Below are 25,965 nucleotides of genomic sequence, written 5' to 3'. Positions count from 1 at the left end.
TTTCAACCGCTAATTAGCTAATTTTGCTATGTTACTATTTTGCCTGATATTCTGCATGTAAAGTTACTTCAACAGTTTTAGCAATGTTTGAAGACGGTTTTCCCTTCACGAAAGTGATTTCGTAATCGGCAAGCGTAAGATTAAACTTACTATATATTTCAATTTTGTTACCGCTGATTGTTATTTTTCCATTTTCAGAAATAGATTTTGTTACACCTTTTATTGTCATATCGCCTTTTACTGTAGCAGGATAAGTTCCATCTTGTGAGAAATTTATTTCAGAAAGATTTGTTATTTTAGCTTTAAATTTCGCTTTTGGAAATTCTTTTGTTTCTAAAAACTTCTTGCTGTTGAAATGCTTTTGCATTAGCGATTTTTCAAATTCAAAACTTTGCATTGGAACCGAGAAAACAATATCGCCGGTTTCCAAATTAAAAGTACTTACAGAAGCATTATTATTCGCTTCAATATCTTCAACTGCCGTATGCGAGAATAATTTAATATGTGTTTTGGAACTAACAAGTTTACTTTCGGGTAAAGTAAAGGCAAAAAATACAACTGCTATTGCAAACAGGCTCGATAAAATACTTAACTTTTTCATTTTCAATATAATTTATTTGTTTATAATTACTTAATCTTTAAGATATTTAATAGAATTTTTAAATTTGAATTTAGATTTTTATCAACTTTCTTTTAATTAGTGCTTCTAAGAAAACCATCTATTTTCGAGTGGGTATTATTATATCACATTTATCTATAATAACATTCTCATAAAGCTCAAGATCCACATCATAGGCGGCACCAGAACGAATTACTCCCTTGACAGTTACTGTTTCCCCAATTTTCACTTTGCTTACATTTGTCATTGATTCTTTCAAAAATATGCAATTTGTACCTGCTTTATCAGAACTTTCTTTTAATAATAAAACTTTTTGACCATTGAAATTTTCGGCAATTTCGGCAACTGTTCCGGAAACTTCCAAAATTTTAGAATTTCCGTCTTCTGCCAAATATTTATTATTTGCAGTTTTTGTATCTGAAAGATATTCAGAAACCAATTGTGTTGAGGATAAAGAAAAATCAGTATCGGAATTTTGCACATTTCTGTGAGGCATATTTAACATATATAAAACAATTCCTCCTCCAACAATCAATGCTGCCACTACAACAATTGCAAAAATCCTAAACTTTTTACCTAAAACCATAATTTCATTTTTAATTACTAACTTCATATTTTCAAACTATCAGTCGGAGAAATTTTTATTCCTGACAAAAAATTTTGATTTATTTTTGAAGATTACAAAAAAGTATGTTCTTTTACTGAGCTGTACTACCTAATTTTCTTAATTGAGAATCAAAAATAGCTTGTAAATCTTTTTTTTCTATAGTCCCATTTTTTGAGAATATTATATTTTTTTTGTGATATAATATCATGTATGGAACACTAACAATTTGTAATTTCTTAATTAGTTTTTTGCTTGCATCAGAATTTATCTTTACAATTTTAATACGATTGTGATACTCAATCTGAAGGCTATCAATCATAGGCATCATTTTGCGACAAGGGGCACACCATGGCGCATAAAAGTCTATAAATATCAGAGAATCAGAATTTAACAGATTTTGAAATTGCTCTGGTTCAAATTTATTCTTTTCATTGATCTTTGCTTTTGACTCTCTAACTACCGGAAAATTATGTAAATTCCATTCCATAATTCCATGCTCCAGATTATAAACTTTTGTATAGTAATTTTAATTAGTATTTCTGCAGCTTTTTCGCTTCTATATCCAGTGTTGCAATATAAATAAATGGATTGATTTTTTGGAAGTAATAACATCTTTTGCCTAAAATCCACTGCATAATAATTCAATTGCTCGGCATTTTTCAGATGCTCGTTTTCAAATTCATGTTTTGTTCTAACATCGAGCAATATTGAATTATCGCTACTAATTAATTCATGGAACTTTTCTGAACTCAGCTGATTTATATTTTTGGGACTTTGTCCGCATGATGATAGAAATACCTGAAATAATATTCCTACTAAAAAAATTCTTCTCACGACTATTTATTTTTAAAATTATTTACAATTAGTCGTCAGAAACATAAAACCTGACAAAATAATTAATGTAGATCTATGTAACCTCTATGTATTTGTTTAAAGGCCAACGCATATAATTTTTATCAAAATTATTTTGGTGGGAACACCAATCGTAAATTGCCGGTAAACAATGAAATTGTCGTTTTCTGAAAGTGAAAATTTTCATTATAAGGTTTGCGGTAACTTTACTTGTGGGAAGGATTGAGAAATTAGTATTATCCCAAAATTATCTGTAGCCTTGTTCCGATAGCTATCGGAATGTGTCTTTTTATCAAGAAAAAGAAAAAATTATCTATATGTGTTTTACGTAAACAAATCCAATTACTTCAAATTATACATCCAGTGTTTCCAACTTAGTAATAATTTGTTTTTTCAATTGCTCAATATCAAAATTCATACTTTTGTTTTTCTGATTCCTAGTAATACTATTTTCAATTATTTTGCTTTGTTTATCGTATTCGTTGCAAGGCTTACAAATAATTTTATGTGTTTTTAATTGAAGCTTCTCAATGATTGAAAGATGAAAGTGATATTTTTTTTCAATCAATTCGGTTGCCTTTAAACAGGAAAGAAGCATTATGTGCATTATTTTTTTCATATCTTAATTATCCTGATTCCATTTTTTTTCAATACAATCTCTTAATTGCAATTTTGCTCTATGTACAACTTGCCAAAAATTAGTCGGACTAATTCCAATTTCCTGACAAATTTCCTGACCTTTTTTTTCAGATAAGTATTTTAATTTAACACAAGTATTCCATTTTGGAGGTAGTGCATCCATGCATTTTTCCAAAATAGCTTGAAAATCTTTATTATCCAACAAATGAGATTCTTCATCTTGCCATTGCTTTGGCAGTTTTTCTTGCAACCAACTACCGTCCTCATCGAAAAATGTTGATAAATAATCATTCTCTAAACTGATATGCTGACTTGCTCTTTTTCTATAGAAGTCAATAATTTTATGGTTTAAAATTGAGAATATCCAGGTTTTTGCAGAACTTTCTTTTTTGAAGGAACTTATTTTTTCTGCTGCTGCCAAAAATGAATCCTGAACCAAATCTTCAGCCATTGAGATTGACGAAGTCTTATGAAATGCCCATTTTAACAGCTCCTCAGAATGTTTGGAAACAAGTTCCTCCAAAAATTTATTATTCATGCCTGATTCATTAATATATTCAATATTCTTAAAATGATAATTATATCTTCATTGATTTGATTTTATTAAGATATATTTTACAAGTTTCGAATAAGCCATATTTAATTCTTTTTCAATTATCAACATATTGTCAAATGTATGATAAAAAAACATAATCTCCGAGAAATATTTCAAAGCCGAAATTTCTCCTTCTTCCAAAGCTATTTGCAGCAATCGTTCGCTTTCAATTTCAGAAATAATGGAAACCGATAAATCGTAAAGTTCACGATATTTTAAAAAATCGGCGAAAATTTGTTCAATCTCCTGAGTTTTTTGGAAAATAGTATTTTCATAATCGGCATTTGTACTTACAATATTGCTACTGGCATGTTTTATAGTATTTTTGTCTTCCCAAATCGGGACCGACAATCCAAATAATAAGCCTTGGAACTTTTCATATTTAGAAAATTCAGAAGTATAACCAATTTCAAATGTTGGCAGGCTCTTCGCTTTCTGCAATTGTTTTTCGAGCACTGCAATTTGTTTGTTTATATTTTGCATTTGTATTTTAGGGTCGAGAATCAAGCACTGATTTTTCAGACTATCGGGATTGATTTCGTTAGGAATTGTTTCGAAAATGCTATCGTTGAAAACAGTTGTATTATTTCCATCTAAAACCATGAGTTGTTTGAGGGATTTTTGCAATAAGACTTTCGTTAATTCATATTCGGTCTGCATATTCAGCATCTGTATTTTTGCTTTGTTCTCCTCCAAAATGTTGGCAGAGCCAAGGTTATGTTTTCTTTCTAACATCGAAAGAATTTTCCTGGCATTTTCTAATCGGGTTTTCAGAATATTTTTTTTCTTGTTTAAATATATAAGTTCTAAACAAAGGTTTTTTGTTTCGAACAAAATTTCCAACTCATCAGATTTGTAGTGCTTTTCTGCTTTTTTCACTGATAAATTCGAAAGTTTTTTTTGCATAAAATATACTGTAGGAAAATCAAAACTCTGGCTTACATTGAGTTCTCGCAAATTGCCAGAGGCAATATCGCCAAACTTGTGAGCATATTCAATTTCCGGATTATTTGGGTAAATTCCTGTTTTTAAGGACAATTTTATGGTTTCTAAATTTTGTCTGGAAACCTCCAATTGTTTATTATTCGATTTCACAGATTGCAAAATATTTTCGATTGTTGTCTGCGAAAAAACTTGTATCGTTTGGAAAAATATTAATGCAATAATGCCTATTATCTTGATTTTCATTGATTATTATTTTATATTATATTTTCAATTATTCAATGGTTCAATTATTCAATTATTCAATGGTTCAATTTTCAATTATTCAATGGTACAATGGTTCAATTTTCAATTATTCAATGGTTCAATTTTCAATTATTCAATGGTTCAATTATTCAATGGTACAATGGTTCAATTATTCAATGGTACAATGGTTCAATTTTCAATTATTCAATGGTACAATGGTTCAATTTTCAATTATTTAACTATTCTCCTTTTTTTCAATTAAATAATAAACTATTGGGATAATATACAAATTTAGAAGAACCGAAGAAAGCAATCCTCCAATAATTACAACAGCCATTGGGCTTTGAATTTCGTTGCCGGCAATATGCCCACGCATTGCAAGCGGAATAAGTGCAAAAGCAGCGGTTAATGCAGTCATTAGTATTGGATTTAGTCGTTCGGAACTGCCATTAATTATGCAATAAAATATTGATTTCCCACTTTTCCGAAGGCTTTCGTAACGCGAAACTAATAGAATCCCATTTCGGGTTGCAATTCCAAAAAGTGTGATAAATCCAATTATTGCAGGAATACTTAAAATATTTGAAGAAAAAAGTATTGCAAAAATTCCACCAATCAATGCAAGCGGCAGATTCAATAAAATAATCCCTGCCAATTTAAAACTTCTAAATTCTGAAAAGAGCATCAAAAATATAACTAAAATTGCTAACAAAGAAGTGTAAAAAAGCAAACGCGATGCCTTCTGTGCACTTTCGAATTGCCCACCGTATTCAATCCTGAAATTTTGCGGAAGAACTATTTTATTTTCTACAATACTTTTTATATCGTTAACTACACTACGGACATCTCGCTTTTGTACATTTGCCGAAACTACAATTTTTCGTTGAACATTTTCGTGATTTATTGCATTAGGACCACTTCCGGAAACCACTTCAGCCACAGCATGCAAAGGAATTTTCTGACCATCGTAGGTATCAATCAAACTGTTTTCGATATTAGCTTTAGAATTTCTGTTTTTTTCGTCGAATCGAAGAACTAAATCGAAACTTTGATTTTGTTCAAAAACCTGGGAAACAACATGCCCTCCAAATGCAATATCTACAAAATCAGTAAATTGGCTTATTGTTATACCATATTTTGCCAACATATTTCGATTTGGAATAATTTTGATCTGGGGAATTTCAACCAATTGTTCTACATTTAAATCTACAAGTCCCTCAATATCAGAAATGTTATTATTTATCTTATTCGCTATAGCATAAAGCTGCGACAAATCGGGTCCAAAAACTTTAATGGCAATATTTGCTCGTGTACCGGAAAGCATATGATCTATCCGATGTCCTATTGGCTGGCCAATGCTAATAGATATTCCCTGAATGTTTTGAACTCTTTTTCTTATGTCTTGCATAAAATCTTCTTGCAAGCGGTTTTTCAATGTATAGGAAACATCAATTTCTGAGGCATTTGTACCACCATGACTATGCTCATTCAATTCTGCCCGGCCGGTTCGTCGGCTCACATAATTTACTTCATCGAGTGCTAATAATTCTTCATCAATCAAATTGTTAATTTTATTGCTTTCGTCAAGCGAAACTCCTGGCATGGTAACACTGGTAATTGTTATGGTTCCTTCGTCGAACTCCGGCAAAAAACTGCGACCAAAATTTAATAGAATGAAAATCGAAAATCCAAGTAAAACACTTGTAATACTGAATAATATAATTCGGTAACGAAACATTTTTCTGAGAGAATTTACATACAGATTATTGAGTTTTTCTATGAGTTTATTCCCTCCCAAAATAGGCCTTTTCAATTGTGAATGAGAAATCAACAAAAAGCTACTTAATACCGGAGTTAATGTTAGCGAAACAGCAAGCGAAGCAAACAGCGAAACTATAAACGTAATTCCCAAAGGACGAAGCAATCTGCCTTCCATTCCAGACAGGAAAAACAAGGGAACAAAAGCAACAATAATAATAAAAGTTGCATGGATAATTGATGACCTGATTTCCATGGAAGCATCAAAAATTACTGCCAATATATTTCTTTGATTTGTTTTAGGCAATTTGTAGTTCTGTTTAAGGCGTTTAAGCACATTTTCGACATCAACAATGGCATCGTCTATCAACACCCCAATGGCAATTGCCATTCCGCCAAGCGACATTGTGTTCAAAGTAAGACCAAGAATTTTTAGAGTTAGAATTGCCACTATCAGTGAAATTGGTATAGATAACATTGATATCACAGTAGTTCTCCAATTCAGTAGGAAGAAAAACAATATTATTGTGGCAAAAATAGCCCCTTCCATCAAAACTTGTAAAACATTATTAATTGATGTTGAAATAAAATCAGCTTGACTGAATATATCCGAATTGATATTTACTCCTTCAGGAAGAGTTTTTTGAAGTTCAATAATTGCATTTTCAATATCCTCAGTTAGAGCTAAAGTATTAGTATTTGGCTGTTTAAGCACGGTCATAATTATTGCAGGATTACGATTTAAGAATCCTTCTCCAACCTTTTGAGCTGAAGAAATTGTAATTCTTGCAATATCGTTTATTTTAACGGGCTGTTTATTAATCATTTTCACTACAGAATTTCCAATCTCTGAGGTATCTGTTGTTCTAATGATAGTATTTATTAGATATTCCTGACCATATTCGTTAAAAAATCCACCTGAAACATTTTGGTTGAGTCCTCTGCAAGCCTCTTGAAGTTCGGCAAGCGAAACACCATAATATTGCATTTTTGCCTGATCTGCAATTATTTCATATTGTTTGAGTTTGCCACCAATAGTAATTATCTGTGAAACACCTCTCACAGCCATCAATCTGAGTTTTACCTGCAAATCGGAAATGCTACGTAAAGTGGTCATATCTAATGTATTTGAAGTAAGAGAAATCAGCATAATTTCTCCCATAATAGAAGTTTGAGGGGCAATAACCGGAAAAGGAATTCCCTCGGGTAATTGGTTTACTATTCCCGACAATTGTTCGTTCACAATTTGTCTGGCTCTGTAAATATCTGTACCCCAATCAAATTCGACCCAAACAATGCACATTCCTTTTGAAGAAGTACTTCGAACTCTACGAACATTTGTTGCTCCATTTAAGTATGTTTCAATTGGTAACGCAATTATTTTTTCTACTTCCTCGGGGGCAAATTCATGAGCATCTACCAAAATGGCCACAGTAGGTGCAGTCAAATCGGGTAATACGTCAATTTCCATATCTGTTGAAATATATATTCCGCCAACAATTAAGATTACGGAAATAAATATTACCAGTAAACGATTTTTTAAAGATGAATTTATGATTGTTTTTACCATGATCTTATTTTTAATTGCTTTAGGCTACTATATGTGTCCAATTTATTAGTGATTATGCCCAGCATGACTATCCATTCCAGTGCTTAGAGAAGTCAATTTTATTTGCATTGCCCCAATAGTAACAATTCTCTCTCCTTCATTTAGTCCACTAATAACCTGAACATTTTCTCCATCCTTTGTAGCAGTTTTAATTTCGCGCTTTTCGAAACTTTCTCCATTTGTTTGAATAAATACACTGAATGTACCAAGCTCCTCAATAAGGGCTGATTTTGGAATTACTATCTGATTAGAAACAATACCAGTTTTTAGAAAACATTCGACAAAGGCATTTTCTATGAAAGAGCCATCGTTTTCAACTTCAAAATAAACCGGTATATACTTTCCATTTTTCTGAACACTCGAACCAATGGATAGAATTTTTCCGTTAAGTTGCTCTAAACTAATAGTTTTATCTTGATATGGAAATTCGAAAACAGCCCCGGAAATATTATAAACCAAATTGTAGTTTCGAAGAGGAACATCGGCACGAATCATCATTTTTTGTTTTGCAGAAACAACTGCAAGAGGCTGACCAGTGGTAACATATTGCCCTTCTTCAATTAGCAAATTTTGAACAAAACCTGAAATTTGTGAGTTAATTGAGACTCCTTTTTTACTGAAGTTTGACAAAAAATTGAAATAAGAAATGCTATCTGAAATTAATTCTTTTCGAGATTCATTTAATGTTTCGCTCGAAATAATTTTTTCTAAAGCCAATTTTTCATGCCTTAAATATATGATTTTGCACTGCTCGTATTCATTTTTCAACTTTTCATAAGTTACATTAATATTTTCATTACCAATTACATCGCCTGAAATAATGAACAATTCCTCCCCTATTTTCACTGATTTTCCGACTATCAGATTATTTGCAGAAAACAATGCTATTCCATTAGTATTGGCACTAATAATAAATTTTTCGCCTTGAGCCGGTAATATTTCCCCTATAGTATTGATGCTTTGCGAAAAATCTTTCAACTTAATTTCTTGAGTTTCAAAATCGGTTTTCCACATTTGTTCCTTAAGGAAAGAAATATCATGCGGATTTTCTGCCTCTTGAGAATGATCTGAGGCATCGTGTTCATTTGCATACACTATAACATTCTCTACTTCAACACTTTCGTAAATATTTTTATTCTCATACAAAAAACTAAGTTTATAGAATCCGGCTTTTTCAGGTTTTATATCAATTGAAAAAATTCCCTCTCTTGAGAGTTTGCTGGTAGAAATTCTAAAACTGGATTTCTGATTTGACAAAGAAACAGTCAATTTGCCATTTTTTATAGGTTTAAAGTTTGATAAAGTATTTATATGTACAATCATCTGCGATTTCTCACCAACAAATAGAACATCGCTTTCAAAAAACAGTTCCAGCTTTTCGCCAAACAGATTGCGAGAAAATCGGGCTACTTCCTCATTTTCATGCAAATGATCATGCTTTGATTCATTTTGTGGTTTTTCTACTTTCTTTTGTTTTCTGCCAATTTCTTCAGCCCACAAATCATTCATTTTAGATTTAATTTTCTGACTTTTTGTTTCTTTTCCATGATTATGATTTGATTCATTTTCATGGCTATGATTTGAAGTAATATTAGTATTGTCATCTGGTGGATGTTTGTGGCTGTTACTTTTAGAATGCTCGTTACCATTTTGTTTGTCAGTTGTAGTTTTATTATTCTGGCATGACAGATTTATAAATAGCAAGGATACAATTATTATTAATCTTGTGATTTTCATATGTATAAGTAATTTCAAATTTCTATATTCGACTATTGATAAAAGACGAACTGACAAATTAAATCGTAGGAAGTTTAAATGCTCCATGATTTCACGGAAGTGAGTTTATTTCCTTAACATAGAAATACTGAATGTTATTTAAATTTTGAAAAAATAATATTTTACAAAATAGATTTATTCAATAAATATATGCTTAGAAAAAGTGAAATATATGAAACTTGTTAATTATTCCTTTATTTAAGATTTATCAATTTCTTAGGAAAAATTTATAGAATTGAAATTTGTGGGGGACCACGAAGAAAGTACCGTAAGAGTTCCGGAGGTTTATATGAAACGAATAGCCTTAAAGTTTTATGTATAGTCTCATTTTTTAATACAAAATATTGAAATTCATTCAACAAAACTAAGACAAATATTTGCTTAATATCGCTATGCCTGACATTGCTTTTATCATAAAACTGAATATCGTTGAAAGCATGACAATGATCTGGTGTTGAATGATCGTGTTCGTCTGAATGATGATTTGTTTCACACTCGTTTTCACAATCTTCAACTTCTGTATAAAAATCGAAATGATGATGATGTGGTACAAGGTCGTGCAACACAACCATAGAGTAAATTACCAATAAAAATAAAATATGTTTTCTAAAGTTCATCAAATTATTTTTAAACCACTTTGCAAAAATACAAAAAAAAGATAATGGACAAAATTCAAACTTAAACTTGGTTAAATCTTTTTTGAGGTTCTGGAAATTTACTTTCATCCTACAATTATGAAATGTCGTGCTCAGTTTATTGTCCTATCATTTACTTGTGGGGAGGATTGAGAAATTAGTATTGTCCCAAAATCTTCTGCAGCCTTGATTTTGGTTTCTTTTTATCAAGAAAAAATAAATATTTAATCTAAATTGCTATCATTCAGAATTATAAAATGTACCCTCCTTGATTTAGATTTCATAGGAAAATATTATAATGCATGTTTTGTTAAAGGGGGACTTCTAAAGTATTACTTTATTTATTTGCAAATTAGGAAGTGCGAAACTTAAGTTATAAATATAAAATATTTCTATATTCTATTTCAATTTTGCTATCATTCAGTGTGCGAATAAAAATATCGAAAGTTGTTCTGCCCCCCCAATATCCAACTTCTATTTCAATTATTGAGTCAGACATTACTTCATAATTTCCGTAATAATCCAAATATGAAACTGGCGGAGTTCCGCACCAACCAGCATTTTTTTGTTCAAGGAAAGTTCCGTCTTCAAAAAAAGTAAAACCATAACTATCGTCCGCAAGTTCATCGGCTTTCGAAAGTTTTAAGTAACCATCTTTATAAATAGCATTTGTCCAGACACCTATAAGCAACTCATTGGTTGGTGCCTGGTTTTCTTTGTCTTTCATGCAAGAGCCTAAAACAAAAACACTCAGCAATAAAACAATTGTCTTTTTCATTTAAGCAATTTTATGATAAATATTAAAACTAATGGCAATAACTTGTCATTAATCTGACGAAGCCCCAAGAGCTTTGCGTTCTTTCAGTTTTGGAAAATTATACTGCTCGTTTTTGACTTCTATTGTATATCCCATTGATGAATTTAAGGCCGGAAACGAACCTTTCAGTACGTTTTTTGGCTCGCTTCCTTCGAATCCGAGATAACTGTATTTTCCATAATGCGGCAGTTTTCTGATAAGTCCGGCAATTGCATCTGAATTAAGGGTTCCGACAAATCCCACAGAAACGTAATTATTGTTAGGGTTAGGAATTGCATAAACTAAGCTTTGATTGTTATGCATATCAGAAAACTTTTGGGCATCTTCTTCACCCATAGAATTTATCAATTTTTGTTCAACTTTTATGTCATCGTAAAATTTATTTTCGAAACCAATTATCCATGCTGTTTTGTCGTCAGGCATTTTTTCTAACTCGCTGTCGTAAACCAGTTTAGCACTTTTTTCTTGGGCTTCGGCCGAATATTTCCATGTTTCTGCCATTTTTTTATACTGCTCTAAATAATCAGATTTCTCCGGAAGGACAATATAAATATCATTTGCACCAAAAATTTGCGATAAACTCGTTGGAACTTCACTCCTATCTAAACGACGAAAAACATTAAATTGTGGATCTATTTCTATTCGTACAGGTTTTTTGTCGGAATTATATAAAAAACTATGGGTCTTTTGGTTCATTACTAATTCTGATTGAACAATCTCATTATCGTTTTCGAAATAAATTGCATATGGAATTTTCAATTCGAATACATCTTCTTTTTGCGTTTGCGAAAGATCAAATTTAAGATTAAATTGCTTTTTGCTTTTAGAAACATCTACATTAGAAAGCTGAATTGAAGGTGCACCTTTACGGTTTATCCATTGCGAAAAAAACGCTTCAAGATTTTCATTTGTTACTTTCTCGAAACTTTTTCTAATATCCGAGAAGGAAGCTTTCCTGAATTTGTTATTTTCGTAGAAATCACGATATGCCTTTAAGAAAATTTCATCTCCAAATTCGTTTCTTAACATTTCGTTCATCATCAGCACTTTTCCGTAGCCAATAGCTTCTTCGGCAGAATTACTCCGAGACAGAAAATCTTTTACAGGAAAATCGTTGTCGGGATTTACATAATCAGTAAATTTTTGCAAAGTAGAACGCCTATAATCAGCTCCTTGACCCTGTTGTTCCTTTATTAAATGATCGGCCATATAGGCGGTTATTCCTTCGCACCAATTACCTTTTTCATAATCTACAAAAACACTGTTGCCCCAATAGTTGTGAAGCAATTCGTGAGGATAGGAAGAATGAAGTATCCACGGAAATCGAATAACTTTCTCGCCAAGAAGAGTAAATGAAGGCATTCCGTAACCGGTTTCCCAAAAATTCTCGACAAGAGCAAATTTTGTATATGGGTATTTTCCAATTAGGTTTTCATACAATTTCAAATAATCTTTGGTTACTTTCAAATATTTATTTGCCAAAGCCTCGTCTGGAGATCTTAGAAAAGCTTGAACCAAAATTTCTCCCGCTTGATCGGAATATTCTGTCCATTTTCCACCAACAATGTATGCCTCGTCCATAGGATTAGTGCAAATATAAATTATAGTTTTTTTCTTGCCAACTATTTCATTTTTAATTCTTTTGCCTTGCGTAAGGACGGTCCATTCCGAATCGATAGTAACATTTAGCATGTATGTAAACATTTCGGAATCGGGAAAATATGGAACCCATGCAGTCGAACCAGCCAGATAAATTCCATCTTCGGAAATTAAGCCGCTTGTTTCACTAAATCCTCTGGCATATTCTGCCGCACCATTCTTTATTTCATCGTTCACAAGGCCGGAATAAACAATAGGAATGACGAGATTTTTTGTTATGTTTTCAGGAAGTTTAATAGTATAATAACTTAATTTTGAACTCTGATTTTCTGTTTGTTGTTCTTCATTTTTTTCAATAGAAAATGTATTGTTCAATACTTTTACACTGAACTTTTTGGACAAAGCAAATGTTATAGATTTTTTATTTTGAATATAGTTTACCGGAAGAAGCATTTTATCGATAACATCCAATTGTTGTCCTTTCACATTGATATTAACAGAAAAACTGTGGTGAATGTTTTGGCTAAAAACACTTTGAATTACAAACACGAACGCAGCTACTATAATTAACTTTCTCATTTTTTCAACAGTTATTTAAAATTTAAAAAGATACAAAGATAATCAGGATAATAATTTAAAAAACATTATATTTTAAAACCATAGTAGTTAGGGCATTACAGGCCAATTACTGATAATAATAATCATGAAACCAATTTGGCCAACCTTTATAAACTATTGACTTTCTAATCTTTTATGTCATATTTGAAGTTACAGTAAAAATCGAAATGTGGTTTAAACAAAAATTCAATTTATTCTATTTCTATTTTTCACAACCTTATTGAAACTCAAGGGTAGGAAATTATGATATTTAAAATTTTAAGTGAAAGCTTGAAATGGAACTGCCCTAATTTTGCGAGAACTTATTAGCGCTTTAATATAAGTTAGTTATTGAGGTTTTTTATTAGCACTGACTATTCGGTATAATAAAATATTATGCAACATTATAAAACAAAGTGTTGTCATATGCGTTGAACACAATTATTGTAAATTTTAATTTATTTTTTATGAAATATATTGTATCTTTTGTTGTTGTTTGTTTGTTTTCCTTCGGAGGATTTTCACAAAATTCAAAGAAAATTGACTTCCCGAATAAAAAAAGTGGTTTGAAGATTGTTGAAAGCGATTACTCAAATCTGAAATTAGTCAATTCAATTTCGTTAATGAAAGTTGAGAAAGTTTCTACCAAAAAAGGAATGTTCGCAAAATTGTTGATAGATGGATTTAGCTCGGCTGGAGAAATCGGCTATCCTGAGTTACCCACTCTAAATAAACTTATTGAAATTCCATATGGAGCCAAGGTAAAAATAAAGCTTGTTAGTTTTGATGAGCAAATAGTTTCATTGTCAGATTATGGTTTCACTGAAAAAATAATACCGGTTCAGCCATCCTACACAAAAAATATAGACCCAACAAAAGAAGAATTTAAATATAATGAGGCTTATTATAATGGAAATGAAAAACAAATTGTTCCGGAAATTGCCCAAGTTGAGGTTTTAGGTTTTATGCGAGGTGTTCAGGTTGGGAAATTGATTGTTTCTCCATTTCAATATAATCCTGTTGAAAACAGCATGAAAATATTGCACAATATTGAGCTTAAAATAACTTTCGAAAATGCCAATGTTTCATATACAAAACAATTAAAATCTGCAGGCTGCTCTCCTTTTTTTAACAATTCATTTGCTGAAATTATAAATTATCAGTCGGAACAAACAAAAGACACGATTACAAGCTACCCTGTGAAATATGTAATTGTTTCCGATCCAATGTTTCAAACTGCTCTTCAACCATTTGTAAATTGGAAAACAAAAAAGGGTTTCGATGTTATTGAGGCTTACACCGGAACTGCAAATGTTGGAACAACTAAAGAATCAATCAAGGCATATCTTTCGTCGCTATTTTTTTCGGGGACTGCTTCCGACCCGTCTCCTTCATTTGTACTATTGGTTGGCGATATTGCTCAGATTCCAACATATACCGGAATTTCAGCAAGTCATAACACCGATTACTATTATGCCGAATATACAGGAGATATTTTTCCTGATGTTTATATCGGACGATTTTCGGCAAATAATTTGACTGAGCTTCAACCACAAATTGATAAAACTTTGGAATATGAGCAATACTTAATGGCAGACCCAAGTTTTCTCAACGAAGTAGTTTTGATTGCAGGAGTTGATGGAAGTTATGCTGCAACTCATGGAAATGGTCAGATAAACTATGGAACTTCAAATTATTTTAATGCTGCTCATGGAGTTACTTCTCATACTTATTTGTATGGTTCGGGCTCTCCTATTGTTTCGAATAGTTCTGCAGCATCGCCGGCAATAATTCAAAATGTTAGCAATGGTGTAGGATTTGCAAATTATACGGCACATTGTAGTGCAAGTGGCTGGGCAGATCCAAGTTTTACTACAAGCAATGTTTCAGGATTACAAAATGCCGGACAATATCCTTTAATGATTGGAAACTGTTGTCAATCTTCAAGTTTTGGTGACTATGAATGTTTTGGTGAAGCAGTTTTACGAGCTGCAAATAAAGGCGCTTTAGGATATATTGGAGCCTCAAATAATTCTTATTGGAACGAAGATTTTTATTATGGAGTTGGAGTTGGGACTGTTACTGCAAATCCAACTTATGCAGGAACCGGTCTTGGTGCCTACGACAGACTTTTTCATGACAATGGAGAATTACCAAGCGAATGGTTTGTTACTCAAGGGCAAATAAATTATGCAGGAAATATGGCTGTTTCACAAAGTAGTTCAAGTGCAGATCTAAGATATTGGGAAATGTACCATTTATTTGGCGATCCTTCCCTAACTCCTTATCTTTCAGTTCCATCTGCTCTAAATGCAAGTTATCCGGCATCAGTTCCGGTCGGCACTGCTTCTCTTACTGTAAATACAGAAGCACTTGCCTATGTTGCAATTTCTATGAACAATATTTTGCTTGATGCAAAACTTGCAAATACAGCAGGTGTTGCTAATCTTAGTTTTCCTGCTTTTGCAAATGTTGGCGTTGCGCATATTGTGGTTACAAAACAAAACAGACAACCATTTATTGATTCTTTGATGATTATTACATCAAATCAGGCATTTGTAGGATTCAATAATTTCAGTATAAATGATGCCTCACAAAACAACAATAGCCAGGCAGATTTTGGCGAAAGTATATTCTTAAACGTTAATCTGAATAATATAGGAAATGTAGATGCAATAAATGTCAATGCTCAACTTTCTACCAACGATAGCTATATCACATTAATTGATAGTATTGCAAACTGGGGAAATCTTACAGCCTCCTCAAATTCTATGCTTAACAATGCTTTCCAGATTTCGATTGATAATGATGTTCCTAACCAGCACAATGTTTCGTTTACACTAAATATTACCGATGCCAATTCTAACCAATGGACTGCAAGTTTTTCAATGAATGTAAATGCTCCACAATTGGAAATAGGTTCAATCACAATTAACGATTCTCAAAATGGGAACGGAAACGGCAGACTTGATCCTGGCGAAAATCTCACTATTTCTATCGAAACAGAAAATAACGGAGGAATTGCTTCACCTCCTGCCCTATCAACGCTTTCCTGTTCAAATCCTTCTATTTCTATTGTAAATTCTTCTCAAAACATAGGTGCGGTTGTTAGTTCAACAATTACTTCTTTCACAGTTAATGTAAGCTCTTCTGCTATTATTGGAAGTCTTGCCGATTTTAGTTTTAATGTAAATGCTGGAAATTATTCATGCTCCCACTTGTTTAGTGAAACTATTGGTATTATTGTTGAAGATTGGGAAGCGGGTAATTTTCTATCTTTCAGTTGGGCTTTTGCAGGAAATTCCGATTGGACTATTGACAACACATATCAATATGAAGGAAGCTTTTCGGCACAGTCCGGCACAATTTCACACAATCAAAACAGCGAATTAGTCCTCGATTTAAATGTTTTGACAAATGATTCGATTTCATTTTACAAAAAAGTTTCATCGGAAGCAAACTATGACTATCTGGAATTTTGGATAGATAATACAAAAATGGACGAATGGGCAGGAAATGTTGATTGGTCTTTCGAAATATTTCCAATTACTGCCGGAACACACACCATAAAATTTATTTATGACAAAGATTATTCGGTAAGCTCTGGAAGCGATTGTGCGTGGGTAGATTATATAGAATTTCCTCCTATTAATTACAACAACTCTACAATTGCAGATTTCACTGCAACACCATCTATTTGCGTAAACAATTCAGCAACAATAACATACACTGGAATAGCCACAGGAAGTGCAAGTTTCACATGGGATTTTTCGGGTGGAACAATTTTGTCAGGTTCAGGACAAGGTCCCTACGAAATTTCATGGAATAGCCCTGGAACCTACGATATCACTTTATCAGTTGTAGATGGCAGCAATTCTGCAAACTCAACTGTAAGCACAATTGTGAATCCCTTACCTGTTGTAAATCTCGGAGCTGATATTGTTTTACCACAAGGACAATTTGTTACTTTAGATGCAGGTAGTGGTTTCACAACCTACATTTGGAACACTGGTGCAGTTAGCCAGATATTGACAGTTTTCTCTTCTGGCAATTATTCTGTAACAGTTTCAGATTTAAATGCTTGCACCGCCTCTGACGATATTAATGTGTCGTTTTCGAGCTCTCCCTGGACATTCAATGTTACCGGAACAAACCACACAGTTCTTATTCCACAAGCCGCAAGTATTTTGATTGATGGAAATCCGATTGGATTGGGAGATTATATTGGCGTATTCTATGATTCATTGGGTTCATTAGCATGTGCGGGCTATGCAATTTGGCAAGGAGCCACCACAAATATTTCTGCCTGGGGAGAAGATATTGGAAACGATGGTTTTGTAAGCGGAGAGTCTTTCGTGTGGAAAATCTATGATATTTCTGAGAATGCGGAATATATTACAAATGCCACATATAACATCACTAATTTTCCAAATACCGGATCTTTTGTTGTAAATGGAATGAGCGGAATACTTTCTTTAGAAAATAATACAGAAATTAGTCAGGATATTCAATTGCCTTTTGGTTGGAGCATAATTTCTACATATATCGACCCAACAAATCCAAATGTAACAGATGTATTTTCGAATACCACCAGCCTAATAATTCTAAAAGATGAAATTGGATTAGTGTATTGGCCACAATACGGAGTAAATAGCATCGGAAACCTAACTATTGGAAAAGGTTATCAGGCAAAAGTTTCTGCTGCAAGTATCCTTACAGTTGGAGGAACTTTAATTGTTCCGGAAACAACACAGTTAAATTTAAGTTTAGGTTGGAATATTTTGGGCTATATCAGACAATCGCCTGGACCAATTGTAAATATGTTATCCGGAATTTCATCAAATATTTCTATTGTAAAAAATAGTATAGGAAACGTTTATTGGCCGCTATACGGAATTAACAATATTGGAATGATGAATCCAGGTGAAGGATATCAAATTAAACTATTAAATTCTGATACTTTGATTTATCCTGCAAATTAAGCGGTAAAGAGGAAAAAATAATGCAAATTTCTTGCTTTTATGAATTAGCCCCAGATTAATTTTTTGGGGCTTTTAATTTGAAAAAATTAAAAAAGGGGACTTCTAAAAATAGCAAATTATAAACTATTTGCAAATAATAACTTTTCTGTAAATTATAGAATCAATAGTATTTAAACTACAGAAATATACACCATTTTTTAAGCCTTCTAAACTTATTGAGTAAGAATATTTGCCTGGCTCTAATTTCATTTCATAATTTTCATTAATGAGTTTCCCATTAGAATTATATATGTAAATATTCACCGTTTGCTTTTTCTTAAGATTAAAAAATAGATTCAGATTGTCATTGGCGGGATTTGGAAATATTTTAAAATCTGAAACCACCAAATCATTCTCCTCTATCGAAATTGGAGCAGAAAATAATTCATTCAGGTCATATGCTTTTTTGGAGTTGAGATATGCACCGGAATTTCCATCATGAACAGCAAGATGAAGAATTTGTTGTTCAGGAATATGTTGCATAAACTGAATATTTCCATATCCTGAATTTGAATAATCGCTCATAATTTGCCAATTTTGCTCAGCACTGATATCGCTACCATCTGCAATTCCATTGATTACCGAATAATATCGAGAACAATAGTTCAAATGATCGTTTCTTTTTATTTCAGAATTTGCTGCATATAGATTATCGCCGGGAATACTGTCGGAATACGAATTGCTGCGAAAAACCAATTTTGGCGATGCGGGAGCCAATTCAGCAACCATGGCAACCAAACTATCGTGTGAGGCATTCGATGGCGACATAGAAGCAACAATAAAACCTTCTGCATAGCCATTAGAATTTATCTCTAATGCCTGACGAATATCGCCAACATTTTCAAATCCGTCATTATTTAAATCTCTCATCTCAAGCCCTTTTCGCAGAGAAAACCAAATTGGTTCATATGCTTGATTCATTAATGCTGAGCCCGTAAAATCTGACATCATATGCTGAAAAGCCGATACACCTGATTCATTCAAACCGGACAATACAGACATTTGTCCTGCAAAACCTACCAACAACCAAGCTTGTTCATTTGGCTCAGACGGAATATGTATTACAATTACTTGATTTGCAATAATCGAATTATCAGGTGTCCAATCGAGATGTCGAGAAATTACCGATTTGCCATTCAAATTTGTTCCCACAGTAGCATCTCCCCAGCTCATCAGGCTTGAACAACCCAAAGAGTCAATATTTTTCATGATACTTAAACTGTATAAATCGAGAAAAGAATTTGCAATAAGAATATCAAGATAATCCATTCCACTAAGGTCTACTCCTGCAGAATCCATCCCATCAATCATTGCTTGTGCTTCTTGGTGAAATATCGTGTCAATGCTTATGTGGTCGCCCTGACTAATATATTGTTTAGCAGTAGGTATAAATGAGCCAAATTGAGGAACAATGTAAGATGTATATAAATCTTTGATACCATTTCCTAATAGATATCCGTAAGCAAAGCCTCTCTCCTGATGACTACCCCAAACTTTCACTACGGTGATGTTGCTGGTATCCGATAGTATTTCTCCATTAATCTGTTGAGCAAAAGTAGATAGGGAAACTATGCAAATGAAAACTATGCAAATTGCTATTTTTTTCATAATTATTATATTTCAAATTTAGTTTTGTTATACAAACATATTAAAAAAATTGCTAAAATTAATAGTATATGAAAGAAATTCGTTGTTAAATATTCAATAATCAATATTCAATATCAAATAATCAATATTCAATAGCCAATATTCAATTAAATCACTCCTTCACAATCTTCCACGATTTTTCTTTACCATTTATTTCCACACGAAGAAAATATGTACCGGCTTTTTGCCCACTTAGGTTTATATGCAAAATACTTGAACTTTTTGAACCGGCAAGTATTTCTTTTCCGGATTGTTCAAAAACCTTATAAGTAACAGTCCCAAAGTTTTCCTCACCGAAAATTTGTACAACAACCTCTCCTTTTGTAGGATTCGGATAAACCAACAAATCGAAGTTATCGAGTTTATCGTAGAGTTTTTGTTCTTCGAGAGTTTCTTCTTCTGCAATTTCCTCGTTTATAATGCTTGTATTCTGGAAAGCTGCTTTGCTTGGCGGTGGTAGTGTAATAGTTCTGTATTCTCTGTTTCCGGCATCATCATAATCGAAGGTGAGGTTTTGGGAGAATGCCGGTACATTTATTATTAAAATTGTTAAAGTTATTAAGATTTTAGTTTTCATTATTGATATTTTAGTTTTACCAAAACTTTATTTTTATTTTATAAAATTATTCGTTCTATCAGGTTTAGGACTGAACTTTACAAACCGGTAAGTTAAGCTTTTTGAATAGGACTTACCTGTTAAATTATCCACTTCCTCGTTGATAATGAATGTAGAGTCATCTAATATCTCCCCATAATGACTAAAAGTTGTTGTCCTAAATTCCCAGCATTCAAACTTAATATTTGGATACAATATTTGGAATACTCCAATATGACCTGGCATACCCATTATTTTAGCGATATATGCATCGTTAAGCAAATATTCATTCTCAATGTAATCAAATATATCCTCACTTTCTGGAATAACCCGGGTATGAATACAAAATCCATCTCTATAAAATACAGCTACACATAAATTGTTTTCTGATGTTGAATTTGATAAATAGTAACCATCAATTCTCAACTCATCTCCTGTATAAGGAGTTTTAGACATAGTTAAGTCAAATAGCTTTTTACTGCAACCTACAATTAATAACACTACTAATAATAAATAAATTCTTTTTACCATAATGTATAAGGATTTGATGAATAATAGCCTCCGTAAAATCTGTCTGAGATGTTTTTTAGCTCCAAGCTCGAGCGGATTTGTAATCCGTGAGTTCAACATTTCATATTCGGTTATTTTATATTTTTCAGTCATTTAACAAAGATAAAAATTACTATTAACAATTATTGAAATTTGTTGTTAGACGCACGGATAACAAATCCGCACGAGTCAGGAATATTAATATCTGAAAATTATCAATTTCATTTATCTGTTTTGTTTTTTGTTCCATATTCCAAATTATCTGAAATTCTTAGTCCAAAGTTTTTAAAACATCATAAAATTAGTATTTATTATACACTTTTACAATCTTTAATGATTTTTATTTTAATCTCATTTTATTTGAGTTATTAAGCTGAAAATCTCAAGAAAACAACTTGCAAATAGTTAATATTCTGATGCTTACATTTGCATAAAAATACCATAAACATAAGTGTAATGCTGGTTCCGTCAATTTCGTATTATATCAAAATAAAATCAACATAAATTTCTTTTAATTAATTAATTATTATACTTTTGCGGCTTGAAATAAAAAATATAATGTCTAATTTACTAAAAAATTGAATTTTAATGAGTGAAAATGAAGAAAAGGTTGTTAACAAGGAAGTTGAGAATCAAGAAACCAAAGAAGAGAACACGGAAAACGTGGTAGTTGAAGCTTCTGCGAATCAAGAAGAAACTGAAAAAGTAGAAACGACAGAAACCACCGAAGTAATTGAAGAAACTAAAACAGAGAATGCACCTGTTGAGGCTGTTTTAGAAACTAAAGAAGAAGAACCAGTTGCAGAAACACCTGTAGTTGAAGAAGAAAAAGTCGAAACTAAGACTGAAAAAGAAAAACCAAGCGTAGATAAATCTAAGCTTTTGGAAGAATTCGATTGGAATGCACATGTTTCTGATGAAGACCAATATTCATCAGACGAAAGAAACGAGTTAAAAGGTATCTACGAAAAAACTTTATCGACCATCTCGGAAAGCGAAACTGTTGATGGAAAAGTAGTTGCAATGACTAAACGCGAAATAGTTGTTAACATTGGCTACAAATCTGAAGGGATAATTAATTTGAACGAATTCAGATACAATCCTGAATTGCAGGTTGGCGATAAAGTAGAAGTATATGTAGATAGTCTCGAAGATAAAAGCGGACAATTGATTCTATCGCATAAAAAAGCACGAGCTATTCATTCGTGGGATAGAGTAAACAAAGCTTTGGAAGACAGCGAGATAATCAAAGGATTTATCAAATGTCGTACAAAAGGTGGTATGATTGTAGATGTATTCGGAATTGAAGCCTTCTTACCGGGATCTCAAATTGATGTAAAACCAATTAGAGATTACGATATTTACGTTGAGAAAACAATGGAGTTTAAAGTTGTTAAAATCAACCATGAATATAAAAATGTTGTTGTTTCGCATAAAGCATTGATAGAAGCCGAATTAGAACAACAAAAACAAGAAATTATTGCAAGCCTCGAAAAAGGCCAGATTTTAGAAGGAACTGTTAAAAACATTACTTCATACGGAGTATTTATCGACCTTGGCGGTGTAGATGGTTTAATTCACATAACTGATTTATCGTGGGGTAGAGTTTCGCATCCTGAAGAAATTGTTGAATTAGATCAAAAACTAAATGTTGTAATCCTTGATTTTGATGATGCTAAAAAACGAATTGCTCTCGGACTGAAACAATTAACAAAACATCCATGGGATTCTCTCGACGAAAATCTGAAAGTAGGCGATGTTGTTACAGGAAAAGTTGTTGTAATGGCAGACTATGGTGCATTTGTTGAAATTGCAGTTGGAGTAGAAGGACTAATCCATGTTTCAGAAATGTCATGGTCGCAACATTTACGTAGTGCTCAGGAATTCTTGAACGTTGGAAACGAAGTTGAAGCAAAAATCTTAACATTAGACCGTGAAGAAAGAAAAATGTCTCTTGGCATGAAACAACTTAAGCCAGATCCATGGGAGAATATAGCAGAAAAATATCCAAAAGGTTCTCAACATAGAGCAAAAGTTCGTAACTTTACAAGTTTTGGAATTTTTGTTGAAATAGTTGAAGGAGTGGACGGATTGATTCATATTTCAGATTTGTCTTGGACAAAGAAAATTAAGCATCCGGCAGAATTTACTTCAATTGATGAAGAAATAGATATTGTAGTATTAGATATTGACATGGAAAATCGTAGATTAAGTCTTGGCCATAAGCAACTTGAAGAAAATCCTTGGGATGTTTTCGAGACAGTTTTTGGAATTGACTCAATTCACGAAGGAACGGTTAGCGAAATATTCGAAAAAGGAGCAGTCATTGCACTTCCATACGGTGTTGAAGGATTTGCTACTCCGAAACATCTTGTTAAAGAAAACGGAACTCCAGCAAAAGTTGAAGATAAATTAGAATTTAAAGTAATAGAATTTTCTAAAGCAACTAAACGAATAATTCTTTCGCACAGCAGAGTTTACGAAGATGTAAGAAAAGCAGAACAAATTTCTAAAAGAAAAACTGAAGATACTCATACTGCAACCACTACTAAACGAATGTCTGACAATATGGAAAAAACCACATTAGGTGATATTTCCGGCTTAGCAGAATTGAAATCGGAAATGGAAGCAGATGCTAAAAAGAAGCTTGAAGATAGAGAGAAAGCAAAGGAAAATAAATAGTATTAATTAATATTTTGAGTCATGAATTTTAAAATTGAAAAAAACGAAAAATATGCTTTAATAAGAGTAACAGTTGAAAAACTTGACACTCATATTGCTCCTTTATTAAAATCGGAATTAGTGGTAATCTCGGGTACAGGCAAAAACAATATCATTCTTGATATTAGCGACTGTAAATATTGTGACTCTTCTGGACTAAGTGCAATTTTAGTTGCAAATCGGCTATGCAAAAATTCAAATGGAATATTTGTTTTATGCGGTTTGCAAACTGCTGTCGAAAGATTAATCTCAATTTCGCAATTAGATTCAGTATTAAACATTACTAAGAATGTTGATGAAGCTATAAAACATATTGAAGAGGCAAACATTTAATTTATATTATTGAAAAACCAATAAAATAATAGTTTGTATAGTTTTCAGCTTAGAATATTAGGAAGTAATTCGGCATTGCCAACTTCCACAAAATTTTCAACCGCTCACATATTAAATATTTGTGAGCGGTTTTTTTTGATTGATTGTGGAGAAGGAACACAAATTCAAATCAGAAAATTTAAGATAAAATTCAATAAAATTAACCACATTTTCATTAGTCATTTGCATGGCGACCATTATTTTGGTTTGTTCGGGCTTATTTCGACATTCAATCTCATTGGCCGAAAAAACGACTTAAATATCCACTGTAACAAAGATTTAGAGAATATTATAAATTTTTTATTTAAAAATTACGCCGAAGATTTATCTTTTAAAATCAATTTTCACCATCTAAAATACGACAAATCTTATCTGATTTTTGAAGATGATAAACTTACAATACACTCTTTTCCGCTAAAACACAGAATTCAAACATGTGGTTTCCTTTTCAGTGAGAAACAGAAAGATAAAAAATTCAAGAAAGAACTTATAGATTATTATAATATTCAAATAAAAGATATTGTAAAAATCAAGCAAGGTGCAGATTTGATTTTAGAGCATGGAAAAATTATCCCAAATTCAGAATTAACATATCCGCCGGAAAAAGCTCGCTCATTTGCATTTTGTTCAGACACAGCATACACTGAAGAAATTGTAGAATATATTAGCAATGTAGATTTGTTGTATCACGAAGCCACTTTCAAACACGACTTGAAAGAAATGGCAAAAAAGACCTTCCATTCAACAAATGTACAGGCTGCGACTATCGCAAAAAAAGCAAATGCCAAAAAACTCCTAATAGGCCATTTTTCGTCAAGATATAAAGACACTTCAGAAATTATTGAAGAAGCCAGAGAAGTATTTCCCAACACTTTTATTACAAATGATGGCGATGTTTTTGAACCATAAGAAAACATCCAAAACTATTACTTTCCTCATTTGAAAAGCTAACCAACACACCATTATTTTAATCAAAGTATTTTGTGCTTTCGCATGAAAAAAAAACGGATTTATCAATTCCTGAATTTTTGAAATAAAAATAAAAGTGGTTTATCAATAATTGAAATCATATAAATGCTTATTGCTGTATCATTGTATAGAATTTAAAATTTGAAATGATGAAAACTTTAATAAACATTTTACTGATACTTTTTATAATTCCTAATTCCTTTAGCCAAAATAGTAATTCAAGATCGGAATCTTCAGATCAAAACAAAAAACACACATATATTAAAGGTGGATACGGAATAGATGATAATGAAATAGACTCAAAAATTATTGAAAAAAACTCCAAGCAGAAAGAGAAATTGGCTATTATGACAAAAAATAAAGGTAAAATTACTTATCACAAAGGTGGATACGGAACAAATGTTGACAATCAAAAAAGAACTGAAAACGGAAAAGTAGTTTTAAGCAAAAAAGTAAATTCTAAAGGACAAGTCATAACTACTTATGTATCAAAATCAAAAATCAAAAAAGAAGAAGCTAAAGAAGAATTTGCCCACATTAAAAGAGACGATGTATTAAAAGTTGAAAAAAACAGAAATGGAAATACAATAGTTACTTATAAATCAAGAACTTCAAACAGAAATAGATCTCAATACTACGATAATTCATCAAAAAATAAATTGCAAAACCAAAATTCAGGTCTTAATTCTCAAAACAACGAGTATGCTTCAAATAAGAATAAGCATTCCGATTAATATAATCAATTTACTGACAACAACTCTCAAAATGGAAATACCAAAAATTTAGAAGCTTATCAAAAA

General features: G+C 32.1%; 20 protein-coding genes. 5 read left to right on the top strand and 15 right to left on the bottom strand.

What is annotated here, in order from left to right; genetic code table 11:
* Window positions 1-34 precede the first annotated feature (34 nt).
* From HN894_05570 to HN894_05515, 12 genes are all read right to left on the bottom strand, one after another.
* On the bottom strand, window positions 35-601 hold the full coding sequence (locus HN894_05570; protein ID MBT7142787.1) for a YceI family protein: 567 nt from the start codon (window positions 599-601) through the stop codon (window positions 35-37).
* Between the two features lie 118 nt (window positions 602-719).
* Window positions 720-1,232, bottom strand: coding sequence for a hypothetical protein (locus HN894_05565; protein MBT7142786.1), 513 nt, complete (start codon window positions 1,230-1,232; stop codon window positions 720-722).
* A gap of 85 nt (window positions 1,233-1,317) precedes the next feature.
* Window positions 1,318-1,713, bottom strand: a complete 396-nt coding sequence (locus tag HN894_05560; protein ID MBT7142785.1) for a thioredoxin family protein — start codon at window positions 1,711-1,713, stop codon at window positions 1,318-1,320.
* Window positions 1,683-2,060: a rhodanese-like domain-containing protein gene (locus tag HN894_05555; protein ID MBT7142784.1), complete on the bottom strand. Its 378-nt coding sequence runs from the start codon at window positions 2,058-2,060 to the stop codon at window positions 1,683-1,685. The genes HN894_05560 and HN894_05555 overlap by 31 nt, the downstream gene beginning before the upstream one ends.
* Window positions 2,061-2,430: 370 nt before the next feature.
* The gene (locus tag HN894_05550; GenBank protein ID MBT7142783.1) at window positions 2,431-2,697 is read right to left on the bottom strand and encodes a hypothetical protein; all 267 of its coding nucleotides are present in this window, start codon (window positions 2,695-2,697) and stop codon (window positions 2,431-2,433) included.
* Between the two features lie 3 nt (window positions 2,698-2,700).
* Window positions 2,701-3,255, bottom strand: a complete 555-nt coding sequence (locus tag HN894_05545) for a sigma-70 family RNA polymerase sigma factor (GenBank protein MBT7142782.1) — start codon at window positions 3,253-3,255, stop codon at window positions 2,701-2,703.
* A 48-nt stretch (window positions 3,256-3,303) separates the two neighbouring features.
* Window positions 3,304-4,500 carry a TolC family protein gene (locus HN894_05540; GenBank protein ID MBT7142781.1) on the bottom strand — a complete coding sequence of 399 codons (1,197 nt, stop codon included), beginning with the start codon at window positions 4,498-4,500 and terminating at the stop codon, window positions 3,304-3,306.
* 235 nt (window positions 4,501-4,735) lie between these two features.
* On the bottom strand, window positions 4,736-7,828 hold the full coding sequence (locus HN894_05535) for an efflux RND transporter permease subunit (GenBank protein MBT7142780.1): 3,093 nt from the start codon (window positions 7,826-7,828) through the stop codon (window positions 4,736-4,738).
* A 45-nt stretch (window positions 7,829-7,873) separates the two neighbouring features.
* Complete coding sequence (locus HN894_05530; GenBank protein ID MBT7142779.1) at window positions 7,874-9,604, bottom strand: efflux RND transporter periplasmic adaptor subunit; 1,731 nt, start codon at window positions 9,602-9,604, stop codon at window positions 7,874-7,876.
* 266 nt (window positions 9,605-9,870) lie between these two features.
* The gene (locus HN894_05525; protein MBT7142778.1) at window positions 9,871-10,260 is read right to left on the bottom strand and encodes a hypothetical protein; all 390 of its coding nucleotides are present in this window, start codon (window positions 10,258-10,260) and stop codon (window positions 9,871-9,873) included.
* A gap of 391 nt (window positions 10,261-10,651) precedes the next feature.
* Complete coding sequence (locus HN894_05520; protein MBT7142777.1) at window positions 10,652-11,056, bottom strand: hypothetical protein; 405 nt, start codon at window positions 11,054-11,056, stop codon at window positions 10,652-10,654.
* A 48-nt stretch (window positions 11,057-11,104) separates the two neighbouring features.
* The gene (locus tag HN894_05515) at window positions 11,105-13,273 is read right to left on the bottom strand and encodes a hypothetical protein (GenBank protein MBT7142776.1); all 2,169 of its coding nucleotides are present in this window, start codon (window positions 13,271-13,273) and stop codon (window positions 11,105-11,107) included.
* Window positions 13,274-13,758: 485 nt separating this feature from the next.
* Here HN894_05515 and HN894_05510 point away from each other — a divergent pair, with 485 nt between their 5' ends.
* Window positions 13,759-18,273 carry a hypothetical protein gene (locus HN894_05510; protein MBT7142775.1) on the top strand — a complete coding sequence of 1,505 codons (4,515 nt, stop codon included), beginning with the start codon at window positions 13,759-13,761 and terminating at the stop codon, window positions 18,271-18,273.
* A 123-nt stretch (window positions 18,274-18,396) separates the two neighbouring features.
* Here HN894_05510 and HN894_05505 read toward each other — a convergent pair whose 3' ends face one another.
* The 3 genes from HN894_05505 to HN894_05495 all read right to left on the bottom strand — a co-directional run bounded on the left by HN894_05505 (window position 18,397) and on the right by HN894_05495 (window position 21,184).
* Complete coding sequence (locus HN894_05505; protein MBT7142774.1) at window positions 18,397-19,920, bottom strand: T9SS type A sorting domain-containing protein; 1,524 nt, start codon at window positions 19,918-19,920, stop codon at window positions 18,397-18,399.
* A 151-nt stretch (window positions 19,921-20,071) separates the two neighbouring features.
* Window positions 20,072-20,536 carry a T9SS type A sorting domain-containing protein gene (locus tag HN894_05500; GenBank protein ID MBT7142773.1) on the bottom strand — a complete coding sequence of 155 codons (465 nt, stop codon included), beginning with the start codon at window positions 20,534-20,536 and terminating at the stop codon, window positions 20,072-20,074.
* A gap of 33 nt (window positions 20,537-20,569) precedes the next feature.
* On the bottom strand, window positions 20,570-21,184 hold the full coding sequence (locus HN894_05495) for a hypothetical protein (protein ID MBT7142772.1): 615 nt from the start codon (window positions 21,182-21,184) through the stop codon (window positions 20,570-20,572).
* A 507-nt stretch (window positions 21,185-21,691) separates the two neighbouring features.
* On the opposite strand from HN894_05495, the gene rpsA reads away from it, so the two are divergent.
* From rpsA to HN894_05475, 4 genes are all read left to right on the top strand, one after another.
* Window positions 21,692-23,785 carry a 30S ribosomal protein S1 gene (rpsA, locus tag HN894_05490; protein MBT7142771.1) on the top strand — a complete coding sequence of 698 codons (2,094 nt, stop codon included), beginning with the start codon at window positions 21,692-21,694 and terminating at the stop codon, window positions 23,783-23,785.
* A gap of 21 nt (window positions 23,786-23,806) precedes the next feature.
* The gene (locus tag HN894_05485; protein ID MBT7142770.1) at window positions 23,807-24,157 is read left to right on the top strand and encodes an STAS domain-containing protein; all 351 of its coding nucleotides are present in this window, start codon (window positions 23,807-23,809) and stop codon (window positions 24,155-24,157) included.
* 33 nt (window positions 24,158-24,190) lie between these two features.
* Window positions 24,191-25,105 carry a ribonuclease Z gene (locus tag HN894_05480; GenBank protein MBT7142769.1) on the top strand — a complete coding sequence of 305 codons (915 nt, stop codon included), beginning with the start codon at window positions 24,191-24,193 and terminating at the stop codon, window positions 25,103-25,105.
* 206 nt (window positions 25,106-25,311) lie between these two features.
* Window positions 25,312-25,899, top strand: coding sequence for a hypothetical protein (locus tag HN894_05475; protein MBT7142768.1), 588 nt, complete (start codon window positions 25,312-25,314; stop codon window positions 25,897-25,899).
* The last annotated feature ends 66 nt before the right edge of the window (window positions 25,900-25,965 follow it).

This window comes from Bacteroidota bacterium, assembly GCA_018692315.1.
Lineage (GTDB): Bacteria > Bacteroidota > Bacteroidia > Bacteroidales > JABHKC01 > JABHKC01.
The sequence above is the reverse complement of the archived record's forward strand: the minus strand, read 5'-3'. Positions and strand labels throughout refer to the sequence as shown.